11 protein-coding genes and 1 pseudogene are annotated in these 16,339 nt (G+C 69.2%); 1 reads left to right on the top strand and 11 read right to left on the bottom strand.

Features of this window, described 5'->3' with window-relative positions:
• Window positions 1–275: pseudogene (locus ABZ471_RS25850) on the top strand (hypothetical protein); the annotation flags it as partial.
• 101 nt (window positions 276–376) lie between these two features.
• Here ABZ471_RS25850 and ABZ471_RS25845 read toward each other — a convergent pair.
• From ABZ471_RS25845 to leuA, 11 genes are all read right to left on the bottom strand, one after another.
• A complete protein-coding gene (locus ABZ471_RS25845; RefSeq protein ID WP_359069346.1) occupies window positions 377–892 on the bottom strand; it encodes a hypothetical protein in 516 nt (171 codons plus the stop codon).
• A gap of 72 nt (window positions 893–964) precedes the next feature.
• Complete coding sequence (locus ABZ471_RS25840; protein ID WP_359069345.1) at window positions 965–1,405, bottom strand: hypothetical protein; 441 nt, start codon at window positions 1,403–1,405, stop codon at window positions 965–967.
• Between the two features lie 635 nt (window positions 1,406–2,040).
• The gene (locus ABZ471_RS25835) at window positions 2,041–6,789 is read right to left on the bottom strand and encodes a putative T7SS-secreted protein (RefSeq protein WP_359069344.1); all 4,749 of its coding nucleotides are present in this window, start codon (window positions 6,787–6,789) and stop codon (window positions 2,041–2,043) included.
• The gene (locus ABZ471_RS25830) at window positions 6,789–7,376 is read right to left on the bottom strand and encodes a hypothetical protein (protein WP_359069342.1); all 588 of its coding nucleotides are present in this window, start codon (window positions 7,374–7,376) and stop codon (window positions 6,789–6,791) included. Before ABZ471_RS25830 ends, ABZ471_RS25835 begins: the two co-directional genes overlap by 1 nt.
• A complete protein-coding gene (locus ABZ471_RS25825; RefSeq protein ID WP_359069340.1) occupies window positions 7,373–7,888 on the bottom strand; it encodes a hypothetical protein in 516 nt (171 codons plus the stop codon). Before ABZ471_RS25825 ends, ABZ471_RS25830 begins: the two co-directional genes overlap by 4 nt.
• Window positions 7,889–8,282: 394 nt before the next feature.
• Complete coding sequence (locus ABZ471_RS25820; protein ID WP_359069339.1) at window positions 8,283–9,461, bottom strand: sialidase family protein; 1,179 nt, start codon at window positions 9,459–9,461, stop codon at window positions 8,283–8,285.
• Window positions 9,458–10,123: a response regulator transcription factor gene (locus tag ABZ471_RS25815; RefSeq protein ID WP_359069338.1), complete on the bottom strand. Its 666-nt coding sequence runs from the start codon at window positions 10,121–10,123 to the stop codon at window positions 9,458–9,460. Before ABZ471_RS25815 ends, ABZ471_RS25820 begins: the two co-directional genes overlap by 4 nt.
• A complete protein-coding gene (locus tag ABZ471_RS25810; protein WP_359069336.1) occupies window positions 10,120–11,304 on the bottom strand; it encodes a histidine kinase in 1,185 nt (394 codons plus the stop codon). The genes ABZ471_RS25815 and ABZ471_RS25810 overlap by 4 nt, the downstream gene beginning before the upstream one ends.
• A gap of 15 nt (window positions 11,305–11,319) precedes the next feature.
• The gene (locus tag ABZ471_RS25805; protein ID WP_359069334.1) at window positions 11,320–13,395 is read right to left on the bottom strand and encodes an MMPL family transporter; all 2,076 of its coding nucleotides are present in this window, start codon (window positions 13,393–13,395) and stop codon (window positions 11,320–11,322) included.
• Between the two features lie 140 nt (window positions 13,396–13,535).
• Window positions 13,536–14,231, bottom strand: coding sequence for a TerB family tellurite resistance protein (locus tag ABZ471_RS25800; protein ID WP_359069333.1), 696 nt, complete (start codon window positions 14,229–14,231; stop codon window positions 13,536–13,538).
• A gap of 217 nt (window positions 14,232–14,448) precedes the next feature.
• Window positions 14,449–16,170, bottom strand: coding sequence for a 2-isopropylmalate synthase (gene leuA / locus ABZ471_RS25795; RefSeq protein ID WP_359069331.1), 1,722 nt, complete (start codon window positions 16,168–16,170; stop codon window positions 14,449–14,451).
• Between the last annotated feature and the right edge of the window lie 169 nt (window positions 16,171–16,339).

Genomic DNA, 16,339 nt, shown 5'->3' with positions numbered 1-16,339 from the left:
AGATGTGGAGGGATCTGATGACGGCGATCCAGTACTTCTGGCGACACCCCCTGGCCGAGCAAGTACGCGAGGAGGGACGGGAGCAAGGCCGGGAACTGGGTCGGGCCGATGCGAAGGCCGAGATGATCCTCCACATCCTGCAGTGGCGAGGCATTCAGGTGACCGACACTGTCCGTGAGCGCGTGGAGGCGTGTACAGACCTGGACCAGCTTGAGGTCTGGGCCCAGCGGGCGGTGCGCGCCACGGACGCGGCGGAGCTGTTCACCGAGACGTGAGGGAGCGAGAGGAGTGTGTGGGCCGGGCTCACCACCCGCCAGGCCCGGTCACAGGAAGGGAATGCCGGCTCGGACAGCAGCATCTGACGGGCCTCGACACCTCATCCAAGCGCAATGCTCCACACATCACCCTGGCCGGGCCATTCATCGCGCTCCGCGTTGTCGTTGACAACGAAGACCGACACTTTGACATCCATCTTCCGGTACTCCAGAAAATCCCCCTGCCGTGCGCACTGCAGTGAAGGGTGAGACACGGAGGTCGGGAACTCATCTTTCAGCTCAAGCCAGGACGTATATCCATCAAAGGGCACGCCTGAATAATCCCGGATTTCACGAAGAAGGTCAGGGCCGCCCGGCAGGCGATGCAGTTCGAGGGTAACACCCGCCAAAACCCACCTGTCCTCGTCCGTCTTCGTCAAAGAAATCTCGATCAGCCCGTAGTCCCTACGCATGCCGGTTCCGCTGCCACCGAGTTCCTCAACATATTCCCCCGCGAGGGCCCGATCCACTTCTGTCACCGCAGATCCGAGCCCGACACCGAAAATTCGACCAGTGGCCAGCAGAGTTGCGCACAGCTGCAGTCCCGTCAGATCGACATGGTTTCCCTTCCGAGTCAACGCTTCTCATTCCTAACCAACATGGGGGACGTTTCAAGCTTCTGACCTCATGAACGACCGCGAGAATTACAGTCAATTCCTCAATTGCACCCCTCTCGCTTTCAAATCCTCTGCGAAGTCATCCCAATCAGGACCAAAAGAGAGCAGGTCGGCTGCCGCTTCACGCAACAACTCGGGGTCATCAGGACGCTGCAAGCAAGCAAGTCGATAAGCTAGATTACGAGCCCAAACCGGCATCGCCATCCAATCCTCCGCCAGCACATCACGCAAAGCAGAAAGGATATCCTCAGGTTCGGCGAATGAGATTTCTTCGATGAAGTCTCGCACCGGATCCGGGATCCTTGAAGCACCTTCCTCGCAAGTCGATTCGATCAGATCGCGAGTCAATCGAACCAGATCAGCCAAAGAGACTGCACCCCACTTCACCTTTGCCGGGAAGTTCGTCAATCCCGGCAGGACGATGCGCTCGAAATCAGATAGCGCCTTTGAGGTAGAACTCCTGGTCGTGAACATTGACGGAGTGGACGGCGTCTGCGAAAGCGGGACTTTCGATCCCCTGAGCTTCGCGCAAAATTCTGCTTGGCAGTAGGATCAAGTTCCTTCTACTCCTGTTGAGCTCCCACGAAACCTGAGTGGGAGCCCCTCTCACCGCATCCTCGATATATTGCGCGATGCCTTCTTGGGGAGACGTGTAGCGCCACCCCATGTATGGCACGTGGCGGTATCCGTACGCATGGTTATACTCTTCCGGAAGTTTGAACCAGGCAAGTTCCCCAAGCCTGCTGAGGCCCTGCATAGCGGCACGAGCACGCCAAGGTGCTCCGCACAGCGCGGAGCCTGTTGGCGGGGCAGATATGGCAGCTTCCCTCCATCCGGCTTAATCATCCCGCTCAAAGATTGGGATGCCAGCGACCGAAGCTGGGTCTTCCATTGGCCAGATAGGTGCTCCGTCGGGAGCTCGCACCCGAGATACAGAGACGCCGTGTAGACATGCCTCGCACCACACTAGGACATACCCTAGACGACTTTCAGGGTTTACGATATATCGATTCCTTAGTTGGATTCGCCCGCAGTTAGGGCACGGTTCCTCTGCGCCCCTCTCGGCACTAATGTTCAGCCTAGACAGCGCCTTCAACCAGGCGGTTCGATTAGCCATCAGCCAACCTCCCGTTGTAGTAGTTCCAGAACTGGTCCTCTGAACCATAGGCGGCCCGCTCCCATGCGGCTTCTTGCTCTAGCGATGATGCACGACCGTACAAATCAACCTGCATCACATGCATTCGCTCGTGCCCAATCGTTCGCACCAAGTCCTCTGCAGAGGTGAAGGCGTCGGGATATAGTGTGATCGTTCCGTCGGGCGATGTGTGCCCGTATAGTCCACGGCCGATCAGATCCGTATCCCGATTAATCTTTACCTTCACCCCCTCGAGTCCAACACCAGCCTGCTCAGCCATTTGATGCACTACCCGCTTCTGCATTGGAACCTGCAGCTCGGAGAAGGGGCCCGTGTTCGCAATCCGGCGCTGCAAGCCAGATGTTGAGTTGCCTTCTGCTTTAGGAGGGCACTCTGGCGCCAATCCCAGGACATCACTCCATACGTGTGGGTTGTGAACGTAGGCAGCTGGGTTGGGGGCAGGTGCGAGTCCGAGAGGGTCAGGCGTCAGGTATCGGGCGGTTTCGGGGTCGTAGTGGCGGAAGTAGTTGTAGTGGAGCCCGGTTTCGGGATCGTAGTACTGCCCCGGGAATCGCAGCGGTGTGTACGTCGTGCTGTTGGCCGCCCACGCCGTCGTTCCCCATAGGGTGCTGCGGGTGTGCCAGGCGATGTCGCCGTGTTCGTCGATGAGTTCGCTGGGGGTGCCGACCAGGTCCGTCACGATGGCGAAGAAGCGCGAGTCGATTTCGTCCTGGGGGGCATCGGCTGCCGCGATGCGTTCTGTTTGGGTGAGAGGGCGTAGGCCCTGGTGGTCCCAGGTGAGGGTGACCGGGTGGGCGAGGCCGGGGGACGTCGTGGTCTGTTCGCAGAGCGTTGTACCGTCCCACGTGAAGTCGACACGTTCGACCACGGTTCCGCCGTCCGACGCCAGGCGAAGCTTCGCCGTGCGGCGGCCCAGGGGGTCGTAGGTGTAGCGCCAGCGTGTGCCGTCTGGGGTCACGACTGACGTCAGGCGGTCCTCGGCGTCCCATTCGTAGTGCCAGGTGTCCGGTTTGCGGGACAGGCGGGATTTCTGGCGGAGGGTGGTGCGGCCCAGGGCGTCCTGTTCGTAGCGGACGTTGCCTGCGCGGGTGATGCGGGTGCCTGTGTAGGTGCGCGGGCCGACTGCCTCCTGCCCTGGGTGATTGGTCGGCCAGGACGCCTGGGTCTGGTTGCCCGCCTCGTCGTACGCGTACCGTTCCGTCCAGCCCGCCGCGTGGACCGCTGTCACCCTGCCCGTTGTGTCCAGGTCGAAGCGGCGGGAGCCGGACAGTTGGTCGTCGATTCTCATCAGGTTGCCGTCGGCACGGTAGGTGTACGCCCGGTGTTGCATCGCGCGGCCCTCCGCCCCTGTCACTGACTGGGTCGTCAGGCGGCCCAACGCATCGAAGGAGTGCTCCAGCGTGACCGTCTCGCCTATGTGGCGGGCCAGTTCGCGGCCCGCTTCGTCGTACGTGAAGTTGATGGCGCGGCCCGAGGCCACCATGCCGGCGCGGCGGCCGGCGGCGTCGTACGACCAGGTGGTCTGGGCGCCAGTGGGGGTCGTGCGGCCGATGCGGCGGCCCAGTGCGTCGTAGGTGTACGTCAGTGTGCGGCCGTTGACCGAATCCGAGTGCAGGCGGCCGTAGCGGTCGCGGAGGAGGGTGAGGGTGGTGCCGTCCGGGCCGGTGGCCTGAGCAAGCTGGTCGGTGAAGTCGTAGGCGTAGGTCGTGATCCGGCCCGCCGCGTCCTTGCGGGTCACCTGGCCCAGTTCGTTGCGCTCGAAGGACACCACCTCGCCAAGAGCGTTTCTGCGGGAGACGAGGCGGCTCGCGGAGTCGTAGGCGTAGGTCAGCGTGCGGTCGTCGAAGTCCGTCTCCGTCACCAGACGGCCTGCCGCGTCGTACTCGTACGTCCACGTCAGGCCCTGCGGGTTGGTGACCTTCGTCAGGCGCAGTTCCGCGTCGTGGTCGAACTCGTAGCGGACCCCGTCCGGGCCCGTTCGTGCCGTCAGCAGGTCGAAGTGGGTGTACTCGAAGCGGGAGACTCCGCCGATCGGGTCGGAGTGGCTCGTGCAGTTGCCCTCGCCGTCGTACGTCCAGGACTCGGATGTGCCGTCCGGGGCCGTACGGCGGGCCAGTTGACCCTCGATCGTCCACTCCAGGCACGTCGTTGCGCCGAGGGCGTCTGTGATCGCCGTCGGGCGGCCCAGAGCGTCACGCTCGTAGCGGGTGGTCGCGCCCAGCGGGTTCGTGATCTCCAGAGGGAGGCCCGCGCGGTCGCAGACGACCCTTGTCGTGTTGCCGAGAGGGTCGGTCGCGGAGGTGAGGTGGCCGGCCTCCGTGTAGGTGAAGCCGGTCGTCTGGCCCGCCGGGTCCGTCACCGAAGTGCGGTTGCCGCGCTCGTCGTAGGTCTGACGGACCACCGTGCCGTCGGGGTTGACCACCCTCACCGGCATGCCGAGTTCGTCGTACTCCGCTCTCGACTCGCGGCCGTCCGCACGGACGACCGAAGTCAGGTTGCCTTCGTCGTCGTAGCCGAGCGTCGTCGTGTGGCCCAGCGGGTCTGTCTGGGAGAGCAGGCGGTTGTAGCGGTCGCGGTGGTATCGGGTGGTCCCGCCGAGGGTGTCGGTCTCCGCGACCACCTGCCAGGCGCTGTTGACCAGGTAGCGACGGGTGTGGCCCTCACCCGTCGTCGCCGTCGTGGTCCGCAGGCCGGTTTCCGGATCCGGGTCCCCGTACGTCAGGCTCAGGGCCATGTGCCCCGCCGAGCCGCCCTCGGCTATGCAGCGGTCCCGGTCGTCGTACGCGTACGTGTAGCCGCGGTCGTTCGTGTCCGTCCAGGAGGTGATACGGCCGGCCTCGTCGTAGGTGAATCGGAGCGGCAGGCCCGAGGAGTTGTAGACCTCCGTGAGGTCGCCGTCCGTGTAGCCGTAGCGCTTCAGCTCCTCGCCGGTCGCGGCCAGGTGGAAGGCGGTGATGCGGCCGGCCTCCGTGCTGACGCGGACGGCCTGGCCGCTGCTGGAGACGATTGCGAGAGGAGTGCCCTCCGCGTCGTACTCGAACGTGATCCAGTTGCCGTTGCGGTCGTCTATCTGCTCCAGCACCGCCAGGGTTTCGCCTCGGTCGGCGAAGTGCCAGGTGCGGTGTGTCCTGGGGTCCGTGATCGTGTAGCCGCCGTCCACCCGGTCGAGCGGCCGGCGAGGGCCGTGGCTGGAAAGAGTGGGCAGGCCGGGCGCCGGGTGCGGGTACGCCAGGAGCAGGCCGTCCTCCGTGACGAAGACGACTCCCTCGGCGTCGATCTCGAGCCGTTGGTCCAAGGTGGAGGACCAGGACGGGCCGAACCAGCGGCCCAGGTGGTAGCCGGACTCCACTCGCCGCTTCAGGACCAGGGGCAGTACCCCGGGGAGGGTGACGTCCGTCTGCGGCAGGTACATCTTGCCGGTGGCGAGGTTGATCGGGTCGGTGCCCTTGCTCTCCGTACTGTTCTCGTCGTGGGAGGTCGCCGGCGGGTCGTCGTTCACCCCCTCCCGGGCGGCGTTCCCTTCGGAATTCGCCGCCTCTCCCTCAGCTGCCCCGCGTCCTCCGGCAGCCGCTTCCTCCGCCCCCCTCACCCCGTCTTCCGCGACCCGGACACCGTCGACAGCGACCCCCTCGGCCCCCGCCTCCGGGATCAGGAACTGGGGTGCGAGTTCGCCGCCGACGCCGCCCGGGTCCTGGAGGAAGGAGTTCCAGAGGTGGTCGGCGGTCTGGGTGGGGTGGGTGACCATGTGGACGGCACCGCCCAGGAGTTCCACCTTGGCCTGGAGCGCTTCGTAGGGGTGCGTGATCGCGTACGGATCGAGCGGGTTGGCGTTGCGGGCCAGGTTGTTCAGGTCGCCGAGTCCGCGCATGAAGCCGCCGAAGAACCGCATGTCCTCCGTCTTGGCGGCGTCCCAGGCGTCGGCACCGTCGAGTTTCAGCTGGTTCAGGGCCGACGGCTCACGGGGAGCGTGCTGCAGAGCGAGTTTGAACCGGTCAGCGGCCTCTGCGGCCAGGTGACTGCGCTGGCGCCTTGCGGCGGCCAGGATCTGCTCGGCCGCGTGCTTGGCCTCGTCGCCCGGGTCCTGCTCCGAGGGCTTCGGCCCGGGGTCCTTCGAGCCCGCGTCGACGGCGTGGTGGTACGTCTCCACCTTCTGCTGGTGTGCCTTGGAGACGGACTTGCCCTCGCGGTACTTCGCCACCGCCTCCCGCGCCTGGGCCTGTGCCCACTCCACCGTGTGCGCGAAGTTCTCCAAGGCCGAGGCCGCATCCCCGCACGCCTCACCGGCCTGACGCCACTTGACCTGGTGCGTGGCGAACTTCTTGCGGAAGGTGTCGGCGGCCTCGCCCTTGAAGTCCGACGAGTCGAGATTCTGCATGCCTGACGCGACGGCGCCGAAGGCCTGCGCGAAGTTCTGCAGGTGCCCCGCCGTCTCGCGCAGCTTCGCCGGGTTGCCGTGGATGAGTTCCTTCGGGTCCTCGGTCTCGTCCAGCTGCTGCTCGTCCACGTGCGCGCCCAGCTTGGACGCGGTGGAGTCGCCCCAGTCGTCGACCTTGTCGGCCGCGCCATGCGCACCCACGTAGTCGAGCGCGTCGCCCACACCGTGGGCGCCCTCGTCGATGACATGGCCCGTCGTCCGCTTGACATGGTCGTAGCCGGACTTCAGCGACCCCAGGGCACTGTTGAACTTCCCCGTGAGCGACATCAGTTGTCGTCACCCGACCCGGCCACGTCCCGCACCATCGACGGCGTGATCGGGATCGGACTGCCCGGCGCGCCCTCGCTCGTCTCCACGTCCTTGATCGCGCCCTTCCCCGTCTGCTTCACGGAGTTCACCAGGTTCTCGCGGTCCTTGGCGCCGTAACCCGTCGTCGCCGCGGCGTGGTTGATCTGGTCCACGCTCTCCTTCTCCACCTGCTCATTGGAGGCGAAGGGGTCCCCGACCACGGAGTTGTAGGCGACCTTCAGCGAGCCCTTCACGTACTCGTCCGTCTGGTGGAAGGTTCCTGCTGCGAGCCCCATCCCCTCGGCCAGCGCGTTGCCCTCCTGCATCAGATCGCGCACTCCCCACTGCCAGCGTTCGCAGAAGGTGTGCAGCATCGCGCCCAGCTGGTCGTCGCCGACGTCCATGCCGTCCATCTCCAGGCCGGTGAAGCCGCGGCCCGCGCCCGCCCAGCCCTTCATCCCACCCAGCGAATCCATCTCGCTCAGCGCCTTGTTGATCCCCTCGGCGATCGACTTCAGCCCCTGCACCCGCAGATCCGGCTGGCCGCCCCCGCTCGGTGTGGTCATTGCCGCTCCTCCCCCGTTCCGCTTCCCACGCCCCTGGCCGGCCCGTCCACTGCGACCGCCTCCGGCACGATGCCGACGACCGGCGGCAGCACCGTTCCCCGCTCGCCGTCGCCGGCGTCCAGCAGCACCCCGCACGGCAGCCCGGTGGCCTCGGCCACCGCCGGTACACCGGCGTCCAGCACCGCCGCACCCCACACCGCCCGGTACCGCCAGGTACGGTCGCCGTCTCCGCGTGCCCTCGCGTACCGCCCGAGCGCGACCTCGTCGGTGAACGCGAGCAGCCACCGTGCCCCGTGCGTCTCCACCGTCAGGGCGGCGCCGTTCTCCCCGTAGGGGACGAGGACGCGGCGGCGTCGGAACTCGCCGAGCAGCGCGCGGAAGCGGCGCCGGTGAAGCTTCAGTCGGACGGCTTGCTCCTCGGAGAGCGGCTCTTCCAGCCGGTCGCCCGGCTGTGCGGCTGCGGATTCCGGGGTCGCCGTTGATGCGGGCCCGTCCGTGGCTCCGGGCCCCACTACGGACTGCTTGGCGGTAGCAAATACGTCGGGCTCCGGCTGCGGATCGACTTCAGAGAGGCCCTCAGCAGGAGGAAGTGACGCACTGCCCGTATGCAGAACTGTCTGCTCCGCGATGTCTGCAAGTGCCGACCTGGGCGAATGCACATCGGTCTCGCCCGTCGCCCCCGGCGATCCCGTCGGCTCAGCGCTGCCCACAGCGCCTTCCCCCCTCAGTGGAATGTCTTGATACGCTCGGCTGATTTCATTCAGTGAACGACCTTTAATGCTCACATGCGCGGACTGACGCACGCAACGTCTACCCGATCAACAATGAGCAAAGAACGGTCAACTGCCGCCGCATCCACAACGGTTCCCACCACAGACAGGAAAGGCCCAGCCACCGGCGTCTGGCCTAGGGCAGCCGCAACCGCCGGAACTCGATCGTGTCGTAGGTGCCCTTCGCACCTGTCTCGTACAGGACGCCGACCGTGTCGAGGCTCACCTGGACGAGGTCGGAGTACGCGGCCCAGTGGGCCGAGAGGGTCTGGAGTTTGGTGAAGGTCCGGCCCTCGTCCGTGCTGGACCACAGGGCCATCGCGCGGCGGGCCGTGGGCACCGAGGGGGCGGAGAGCAGCAACGGGGCCTTGGGGCCGACCGGTTGGAGCACGCTGCCCTGGACCACCGGTACGTCGTTCAGGGTGGGCTGGACGGCGTAGGGCCGCTCCAGGGTCCGGCCGCCGTCGCCGGAGTAGGCGTCGAGGCGGTTGCCCGGAGCCTTGCCGTTCTGGTCGCGGGCGGTGAAGTACAGGCGGCCGTCCCGGAGTTGGGCGGCGCTGGTCTCGTTGGCGTTGGTCATGCCGTCGTAGGTGTCGTCCACGAAGCCGAGATGCCAGGTGCGCCCCAGGTCGTCGCTGTAGAGGGCGTGGCCGCCGTAGTACCTGGCCTCCGCACCGGTGTCGTGGGAGCCGGCGGGCGGGGCGGCGGAGTGGTTGGCGGGGACCAGCAGGCGGCCGGCGTGCGGGCCCCGGGTCAGGGCGACCGCGTGCCCGGGACCGGTCGCGTACCAGCGCCAGCCCGGCCGCTTCACCTGGGCCGTGATGTCCCGCGGAGGTGTGAAGTGACGGCCGTCGTCCAGGCTGTGCTGCACGAACACCCGGCGGCTCTGCTCCGGGGTGGCCTCGCCCCGCATGATCTGAGCCTCCGTCACGGCCCCGCTGTTGTACGAGGTGACGAGGACGACGGCGCCGGAGCGCGGGTCGACCACGGGCGCCGGGTTGCCCCGGGTGTCCCCGTCCCCCGCGGCCACCACAGCCGGCGGACCCCAGGTGCAGCCGCCGTCGGCGGAGCGGCGCAGCACCACGTCGATGTCCCCGCTGTCGCCCGCGCCGTCGTGCCGGCCCTCGGCGAAGGCCAGGACGGTGCCGCGTGCGGTCCTGACGGTGGCAGGGATGCGGTAGGTGTGGTAGCCGCCCTCGCCGGACACGTACGGCACCGAGGAGGTGCAGCCGGGCGCCGCGTGGGCGGGCAGGCGGGCGGTGAGTGAGGTGAGGAGCGCGAGCGTGGTGAGGAGCGTGCGGTGGAGCGGCGTCACGCATCCATGCTGCCCGGAATCACCAGCCCCGACTCGTAGCCCACGACGACCAGCTGGGCCCGGTCGCGGGCCCCGAGCTTGCCCATGATCCGGCTCACATGGGTCTTCGCGGTGAGCGGGCTCAGCCCCAACGCCTCGGCGATCTCGGTGTTGTTGAGGCCCCGGGCGACCAGCGTCAACACCTCCCGCTCCCGGTCCGACAGGCACTCGGGACCGCCCGTCGCCGGGGCGGAGGGGCTGCGCAGAAACCGCTCGATCAGCCGTGCCGTCGGCCCCGGGGAGAGCAGCGCCTCGCCCGCCGCGACCGTGCGGATGGCTTCGAGCAGATCACCCGGACGGGTGTCCTTCACCAGGAACCCGGAGGCGCCCGCGCGCAGCGCGTCCACGATGTTCTCGTCGGTGTCGTAGGTGGTGAGGACCAGCACCTTCACCCCGGCCAGGTCCTCGTCGGCGGCGATCAGGCGGGTGGCCTCGATGCCGTCGAGGTCGGGCATGCGGATGTCCATCAGCACCAGGTCGGCGCGTTCGGTGCGGGCGAGGTCGACGGCCTCGCGGCCGGTGGCGGCCTGGCCGACGACCACCATGTCCGGCGCGGACTCCACGAGCATCGCGAACGCGGCCCGTACGAGCGTCTGGTCGTCGGCGAGCAGCACCCGGATCATCTCGGCCCTCCCAGGGGCAGTACGGCCGTCACCTCGAAGCCCTGCGCGTCCGTGCGCGGCCCGGCGGTCACCGTGCCGCCGACGCTGCGCGCCCGCTCCCGCATGCCGAGCAGGCCGTATCCGGGCGTGCCGGCGCCCGCGCCCGCGCCGTCGTCGGTGACCTGGACGCGGAGGGCGCCCTCTTCCTCGAACACCCGTACCTGCACGGTCAGGTCGTCCCGGCCGCCGTGCCGTACGGCGTTCGTGAGCGCCTCCTGCACGATCCGGTAGGCGGCGGCCCCCACGGCGGGCGGCACCCCGTCCGCGGCGACCGTGAGCTTCGCCTCGGCGCCCGCGGTCGTCCGGGCGAGGTCGGCCAGGCCGTCGAGGCCGGGCAGCGGGCCGCGGGCGTCCGGCGTACCGGGATCGCGCAGGACCTCCAGCGTCGTACGGAGTTCACCGCGGGCGGTGCGGCAGGTCTCCGCGATGTCGTCCAGGGCACCGGCGACGGCGGCCCGGTCCAGCCGGCCGGGGTCGGCGGCCAGGACGTGAGCGGCGACCGAGGTCTGCACGCCGATCAGGGTGATGCTGTGGGCGAGCAGGTCGTGCAGGTCGCGGGCGATGCGCAGGCGTTCCTCGGCGACCCGGCGGCGGGCCTCCTCCTCGCGGGTGCGCTCGGCCCGCTCGGCGCGCTCGACGGCCGCGGCCGCGTTCTCCCGGTGGACGCGGATGTAGCCGCCGAGGACGAGCATGGAGACGATCCAGCCGGTGATCTGGAAGGACACCGCGAGCCCGGCCATGCCGTGGCCGATCTTGAGGACCATCATGAGCGCGATGACGGCGCAGCCGATGACCGCCGTGCGCAGGGGCCCGTTGCGCACCGCCACCGTGTACAGGACGACCATGGAGGCAGCGGTCGGCGCGGAGTGGTTGTAGTCCTGCGCGTGGTACACCGCGATCAGCGGGATCATGATCGCCAGCGCCGGCAGCGGGGCCCGCCGGCGCCGGACGAGCGGCACGTGCAGGCCGAGCAGCAGGGCCCAGCCGAGCGCGTCCGGGTGTCTGCCGCTGCCGACGGTCACCGCGATCACGGAGGCCAGGGCGGCGAGGCCGACGGCGAGGTACGCGTCCTGCCGCAGAGGATCGAGGGACGCGGGCGGTCGGGGTCGGGAAACGAAGGTGGTTGCCTGCACGGGGTTCATCTTCCGGTACGGGGCTCAGCCCACGGGCTCCGGTGTGCGCGTCCTCGGCGCCTCGGGCGTCCTGGACAACCGTCCCGGCCACCACACCCACCGCGCCAGCGCCACGCTCGCGCTGGTCACCAGGTAGGTGCGGACGAGGAAGGTGTCCAGCAGGACGCCGACCGCGATGACGAAGCCCAGCTCGACCAGTGGGACGAGGCCCATGTTGGTCAGCACGGCGAAGGTGGCGGCGAGGACGAGGCCCGCGGAGGCGATGACCCCGCCGGTGGTGCGCAGTGCGGTCAGTGCGGCCTCGGCCGGTTCCCGCCCCCGCAGCGACTCCTCCCGCATGCGGTGCATCAGGAAGATGCCGTAGTCGACGCCGAGGGCGACCAGGAACACGAAGGACAGCAGGCCCAGACCGGGATCGGTGCCGTGGAAGCCGAACAGCGGCCCGAACACCAGCCCGCCGAGACCGAGCGCCGCGCCCCACACGGCGACCACGGCGGCCACCAGGATCAGCGGCGCGACGAGGGACCGCAGCAGGGCGATCAGGATCAGCAGCACGGAGAGCAGCACGATCGGTACGACGACCAGCCGGTCGCGGGCGTCGGTGTCCTCCAGGTCCAGCTGCTGGGCGCTGGGCCCGCCGACGTAGGAGCCGGCGAGCCGGTGCCGCAGCTCCTTGATGGTGGCGGTCTCGGCGGCGGACTGGGGCGGTGCGGACGCGGTCACCGTGATCTCGGTCCAGCCTCCGCCGGTACGGCCCTCCCGCGCCCCCGCCACTCCCCGGGTGCCCCGGACCGCCGCGAGGACGGCGTCGGCGCCGCCCGCCGGGGTGAGGATCTCGATGGGCTGCGCGGACCGCTCCGGATACGCCTGGGCCAGGGTCTCCATGGCCGTGACGGAGTCGGGCCGGTCGACGAAGGTGTCCAGCTGCTTGACCGGTCCGGGCAGGTTCAGGGTGCCCAGCGCGAGCGCACCGAGCAGGGCGGCGCCGGAGGCGAGGACGGTCAGCGGGCGGCGCCCGGCGGAGGAGCCCATCGCGGCGAACAGCGACCGGCGGGCCTTGGGTGTGCTGCCGACGGCGGGCACGAGCGGCCAGAAGACGCGGCGGCCCAGCAGGACCAGCACGGCGGGAAGCAGCGTCAGCATCGCGGCCAGTGCGCACAGCACCCCGACCGTGCCGAGCGGGCCCATGCTCCGGCTGGAGTTGAGGTCGGCGGCGAGCAGGCAGAGCAGCCCGGCGGCGACCGTGCCGGAGGAGGCGAGCACGGCGGGCCCGCAGCCGCGCAGGGCGGCCCGCATCGCGTCGTACGGCCGCTCGTGGCGGCGTAGCTCCTCGCGGTAGCGCGAGACGAGGAGCAGGGCGTAGTCGGTGCCGGCGCCGAAGACGAGGATCGTCATGATGCCGGCGCTCTGGCCGGAGACGGTGGTGCCGAAGGCCTGGTTGAGGCCGTAGGCCGCGGCCCGGGCCAGGAAGTCGCCGATCCCGGCGACGACGAGCGGGACCAGCCACAGCAGCGGGCTGCGGTAGATGAGGATCAGCAGGACCGCGACGACGGCGACCGTGGTGTAGAGCAGGGGTCCGCCGAGGGAGGCGTACACGCCGGAGGCGTCGGTGGCGAGGGCGGCCGGGCCGCCCACCTCGACGGTCAGCCCGCCCTGGCCGCGGGCGACTTGGCGGACGTCGTCGACGAAGGTGTCGCGCCTCTTCTCGTCGGTGCCGGGCTCGTTGGTGGTGACCGGGTACATGAGGGTGGTGCCGTCGGCGGACGGGATGCCCTTCGGGGTGCCGGTCAGGGTGTGGCGGTCGGCGACGGTCGCCACCTGCTGTGCGGCCGTCGTCCGGTCGGCGGCGGTGAGGCCGCCCGCGCGGTGGTAGACGAGGACCAGTGCGGTCGTCTCGCCGCCCGGCAGCCGGTCCTGGAGCCTGGCCACCTGGGTGGAGTCGGCGGATGCGGGCAGGTAGTCGGTCGCCCGGTCGTGCTGGACGTCGGCGAGCTTGGCCGCGAACGGTCCCGCCACGGCCAGCAGCACCACCCACAGCCCCAGCACCAGCCAGGGCAGTCCCCGCCGCCCGTCAGTCCTGCGTGTTCTCGCGGCCCCCATGAATCGGCCCCCTCTGGAAACGGATGTCCGGATACGGGTTCCAGACTTCCGCTGGGAGGGGGCGCGTTCGTCGGGCGAGGGGGCGAGTTCGGTGCTACTGCGAGGGGTGACCGGGCGGCCCCGTTACTCCCGGGGGAGTATCAGGACGGCGTCCGCGCGGCGGCCAGCAGCCGGTTCACGTCGTCGGCGCAGATGGTGAGTGCGGCGCCGATCGTGGTGAGGGCGTCGCGTTCCGCGGGTGTGTAGGGGCCGTCGGCCAGGGCGATGCGGGCGGCCTGCAGGAACAGGGACTCACGGCCGGCCGGGGCGAGGTGCGGGGCGAGCGGGTCGAGGGCCTCGTGCAGCTCTATGGCGAGGCTCGCGCCGCACGGCCCGCCGAGGACCCGGCCGGTGTCGGCGGCGAGGGCCTCCACCAGGGCGTCCAGCTGGTCCTCGGTGCAGTCCTCGAAGCCGGCGGCGCGCACCGCGCCGGCGGCCGTCTCCAGGGCCGTACGGGAGCCGGTGCCGCCCGCGGCCAGGACGGCGAGGGCGACGGTGTGCACGGCGTCCCGGAGCATCCCGGAGAAGCGGCGGGTGGTGGGGTGGTCGAGGACGTCGGTGCCGAAGTGGTGGCGGCAGGACGCGCACTCCACGACCGGTCCGGTCGCCCCGCGCGGCAGGACGGGCACCCCGAGGAGGGTGAGGCGGCGGCGGCCGGTCAGCCGCTGGTAGTTGCGGTCGCCTCCGCAGCCGGGGCAGAAGAAATCGCCGTCTCCCACGGGTGTCCATGCGGTGCGGGTGCCCAGGATGCGCACAGCCCTGGTGGCACGGCCGTCTCGTCCCCGTACTGGCAGCACGTCGCACCTCCGTAACTCCCCCACTGCCTTAAGGGCGCGGGAGGTGCCCCCAGGCAACATCGCCGCGCTGGCGTGATGTTAGCCACATCACGGAGGCTGAGTCAGTACCCCGTACGAGACCTTTCTGTGACCTCAGGGGCGCGTTGGCTGATAAGCGACGGGGCCCCGGCCGCCGTTCACAGCGGTCGGGGCCCCGAAAGTGCCGGTCAGCGAGGGGTCAGCGGGTCGCGCGGTTCACCGCGGAGACGACTGCCTTCAGCGATGCACGCGTCGTGTTCGCGTCGATACCGATCCCCCACAGGACCTTGCCGTCGATCGCGCATTCGATGTAGGAGGCGGCCTGTGCGGAGGCGCCCTCGCTCATCGTGTGCTCCTGGTAGTCCAGCAGGCGTACGTCGATGCCGATGGACTGCAGGGCGTCGAAGAAGGCCGAGATCGGACCGTTGCCGGAGCCGGTCAGCACCGTGTCCTCGCCGTCGACGGTGGCCTCGACGGTCAGCGTGTCCACGCCGTCCGTGTCGGTGGTCGACTGGCCGGTGCGGACCTGGATGCGGCCCCACGGGTTGTCCGGATTCGGCAGGTACTCGTCCCGGAAGACCGCCCAGATGGCGGAGCCGGTGACCTCGCCGCCCTCGGCGTCCGTCTTGGCCTGGATGAGCTTCGAGAACTCGATCTGCATCCGGCGCGGCAGATCCAGCTTGTGGTCGTTCTTCAGGACGTACGCGATGCCGCCCTTGCCGGACTGCGAGTTGACGCGGATGACGGCCTCGTAGGAGCGGCCGACGTCCTTCGGGTCGATCGGCAGGTACGGGACCGCCCACTCGATGTCGTCGACGGTGACGCCCTTGGCGGCCGCGTCGGCCTCCATGGCGTCGAAGCCCTTCTTGATGGCGTCCTGGTGGGAGCCGGAGAAGGACGTGTAGACCAGGTCGCCCACGTACGGGTGGCGGGGGTGGACCTCCATCTGGTTGCAGTACTCCCACGTGCGACGGATCTCGTCGATGTCGGAGAAGTCGATCTGCGGGTCGACGCCCTGCGAGAACAGGTTCATGCCCAGGGTGACCAGGTCGACGTTGCCGGTGCGCTCGCCCTGCCCGAACAGGCAGCCCTCGACGCGGTCGGCGCCGGCCATCAGCGCCAGCTCGGCGGCGGCCACGGCCGTGCCGCGGTCGTTGTGCGGGTGGACGGAGATGCAGACGTGCTCGCGGCGGGAGATGTTGCGGCTCATCCACTCGAAGCGGTCCGCGTGCGTCGACGGGGTCGAACGCTCCACCGTGGCGGGCAGGTTGAGGATGATCTCGCGGCCCGGACCGGGCTGGTAGACGTCCATCACCGCCTCGCAGACCTCCAGCGCGAAGTCCAGCTCGGTGTCGGTGAAGATCTCGGGGCTGTACTGGTAGCCGAACTCCGTCTCCGGGCCCAGCAGCTTCTCCGCGTACTCCATCACCAGGCGGGTGCCGTCGACGGCGATCTGCTTGATGTCGTCCTGGGAGCCGCGGAAGACGACCCGGCGGAAGACCGGGGCGGTGGCGTTGTACAGGTGGACGGTCGCCCGCCTGGCGCCCTTCAGCGACTCCACGGTCCGCTCGATCAGGTCCTCACGGGCCTGGGTCAGTACGGAGATCGTGACGTCGTCCGGGATCGCGCCCTCTTCCTCGATGATCGAGCGCACGAAGTCGAAGTCGGTCTGGCCGGAGGCCGGGAAGCCGACCTCGATCTCCTTGTAGCCCATCGTGACCAGCTGGTCGAACATCCGGCGCTTACGCTCGGGCGACATCGGGTCGATCAGGGCCTGGTTGCCGTCGCGCAGGTCGGTGGAGAGCCAGCGGGGGGCGACGGTGATGCGCTGCTCCGGCCAGGTGCGGTCCGGGATGTCGACCTGCTCGTAGCGGCCGTACTTGTGGATCGGCATCGAACTGGGCTGCTGGCGGTTCGCCATGGTGCGGGGCTCCTTGGGAGGTGTCCTGAAGGACGGCCGACGACGCAACGCCAAGCTCCGCGGGGAGGGAGTCGGCCTCGACTACAGGCCCTCGCCGCGGCAGCTAAGAAGGAGCAGCCCGAAACGCATGATGCTCCGCATGCTAGCCGAGCCGCCCCGAGCCGCGAGG

Source organism: Streptomyces sp. NPDC005728, assembly GCF_040630895.1.
Classification (GTDB): Bacteria; Actinomycetota; Actinomycetes; order Streptomycetales; family Streptomycetaceae; genus Streptomyces.
This window is presented reverse-complemented; position numbering and strand designations above follow the sequence as displayed.

Excerpts from the sequence above, each read along its gene's own strand:
- ABZ471_RS25840 (WP_359069345.1), bottom strand. The coding sequence starts at position 1,405 with ATGTTCACGACCAGGAGTTCTACCTCAAAGGCGCTATCTGATTTCGAG.
- ABZ471_RS25835 (WP_359069344.1), bottom strand. The coding sequence starts at position 6,789 with ATGTCGCTCACGGGGAAGTTCAACAGTGCCCTGGGGTCGCTGAAGTCC.
- leuA (WP_359069331.1), bottom strand. The coding sequence starts at position 16,170 with ATGGCGAACCGCCAGCAGCCCAGTTCGATGCCGATCCACAAGTACGGC.
- ABZ471_RS25810 (WP_359069336.1), bottom strand. The coding sequence starts at position 11,304 with ATGAACCCCGTGCAGGCAACCACCTTCGTTTCCCGACCCCGACCGCCC.
- ABZ471_RS25815 (WP_359069338.1), bottom strand. The coding sequence starts at position 10,123 with ATGATCCGGGTGCTGCTCGCCGACGACCAGACGCTCGTACGGGCCGCG.
- ABZ471_RS25805 (WP_359069334.1), bottom strand. The coding sequence starts at position 13,395 with ATGGGGGCCGCGAGAACACGCAGGACTGACGGGCGGCGGGGACTGCCC.
- ABZ471_RS25830 (WP_359069342.1), bottom strand. The coding sequence starts at position 7,376 with ATGACCACACCGAGCGGGGGCGGCCAGCCGGATCTGCGGGTGCAGGGG.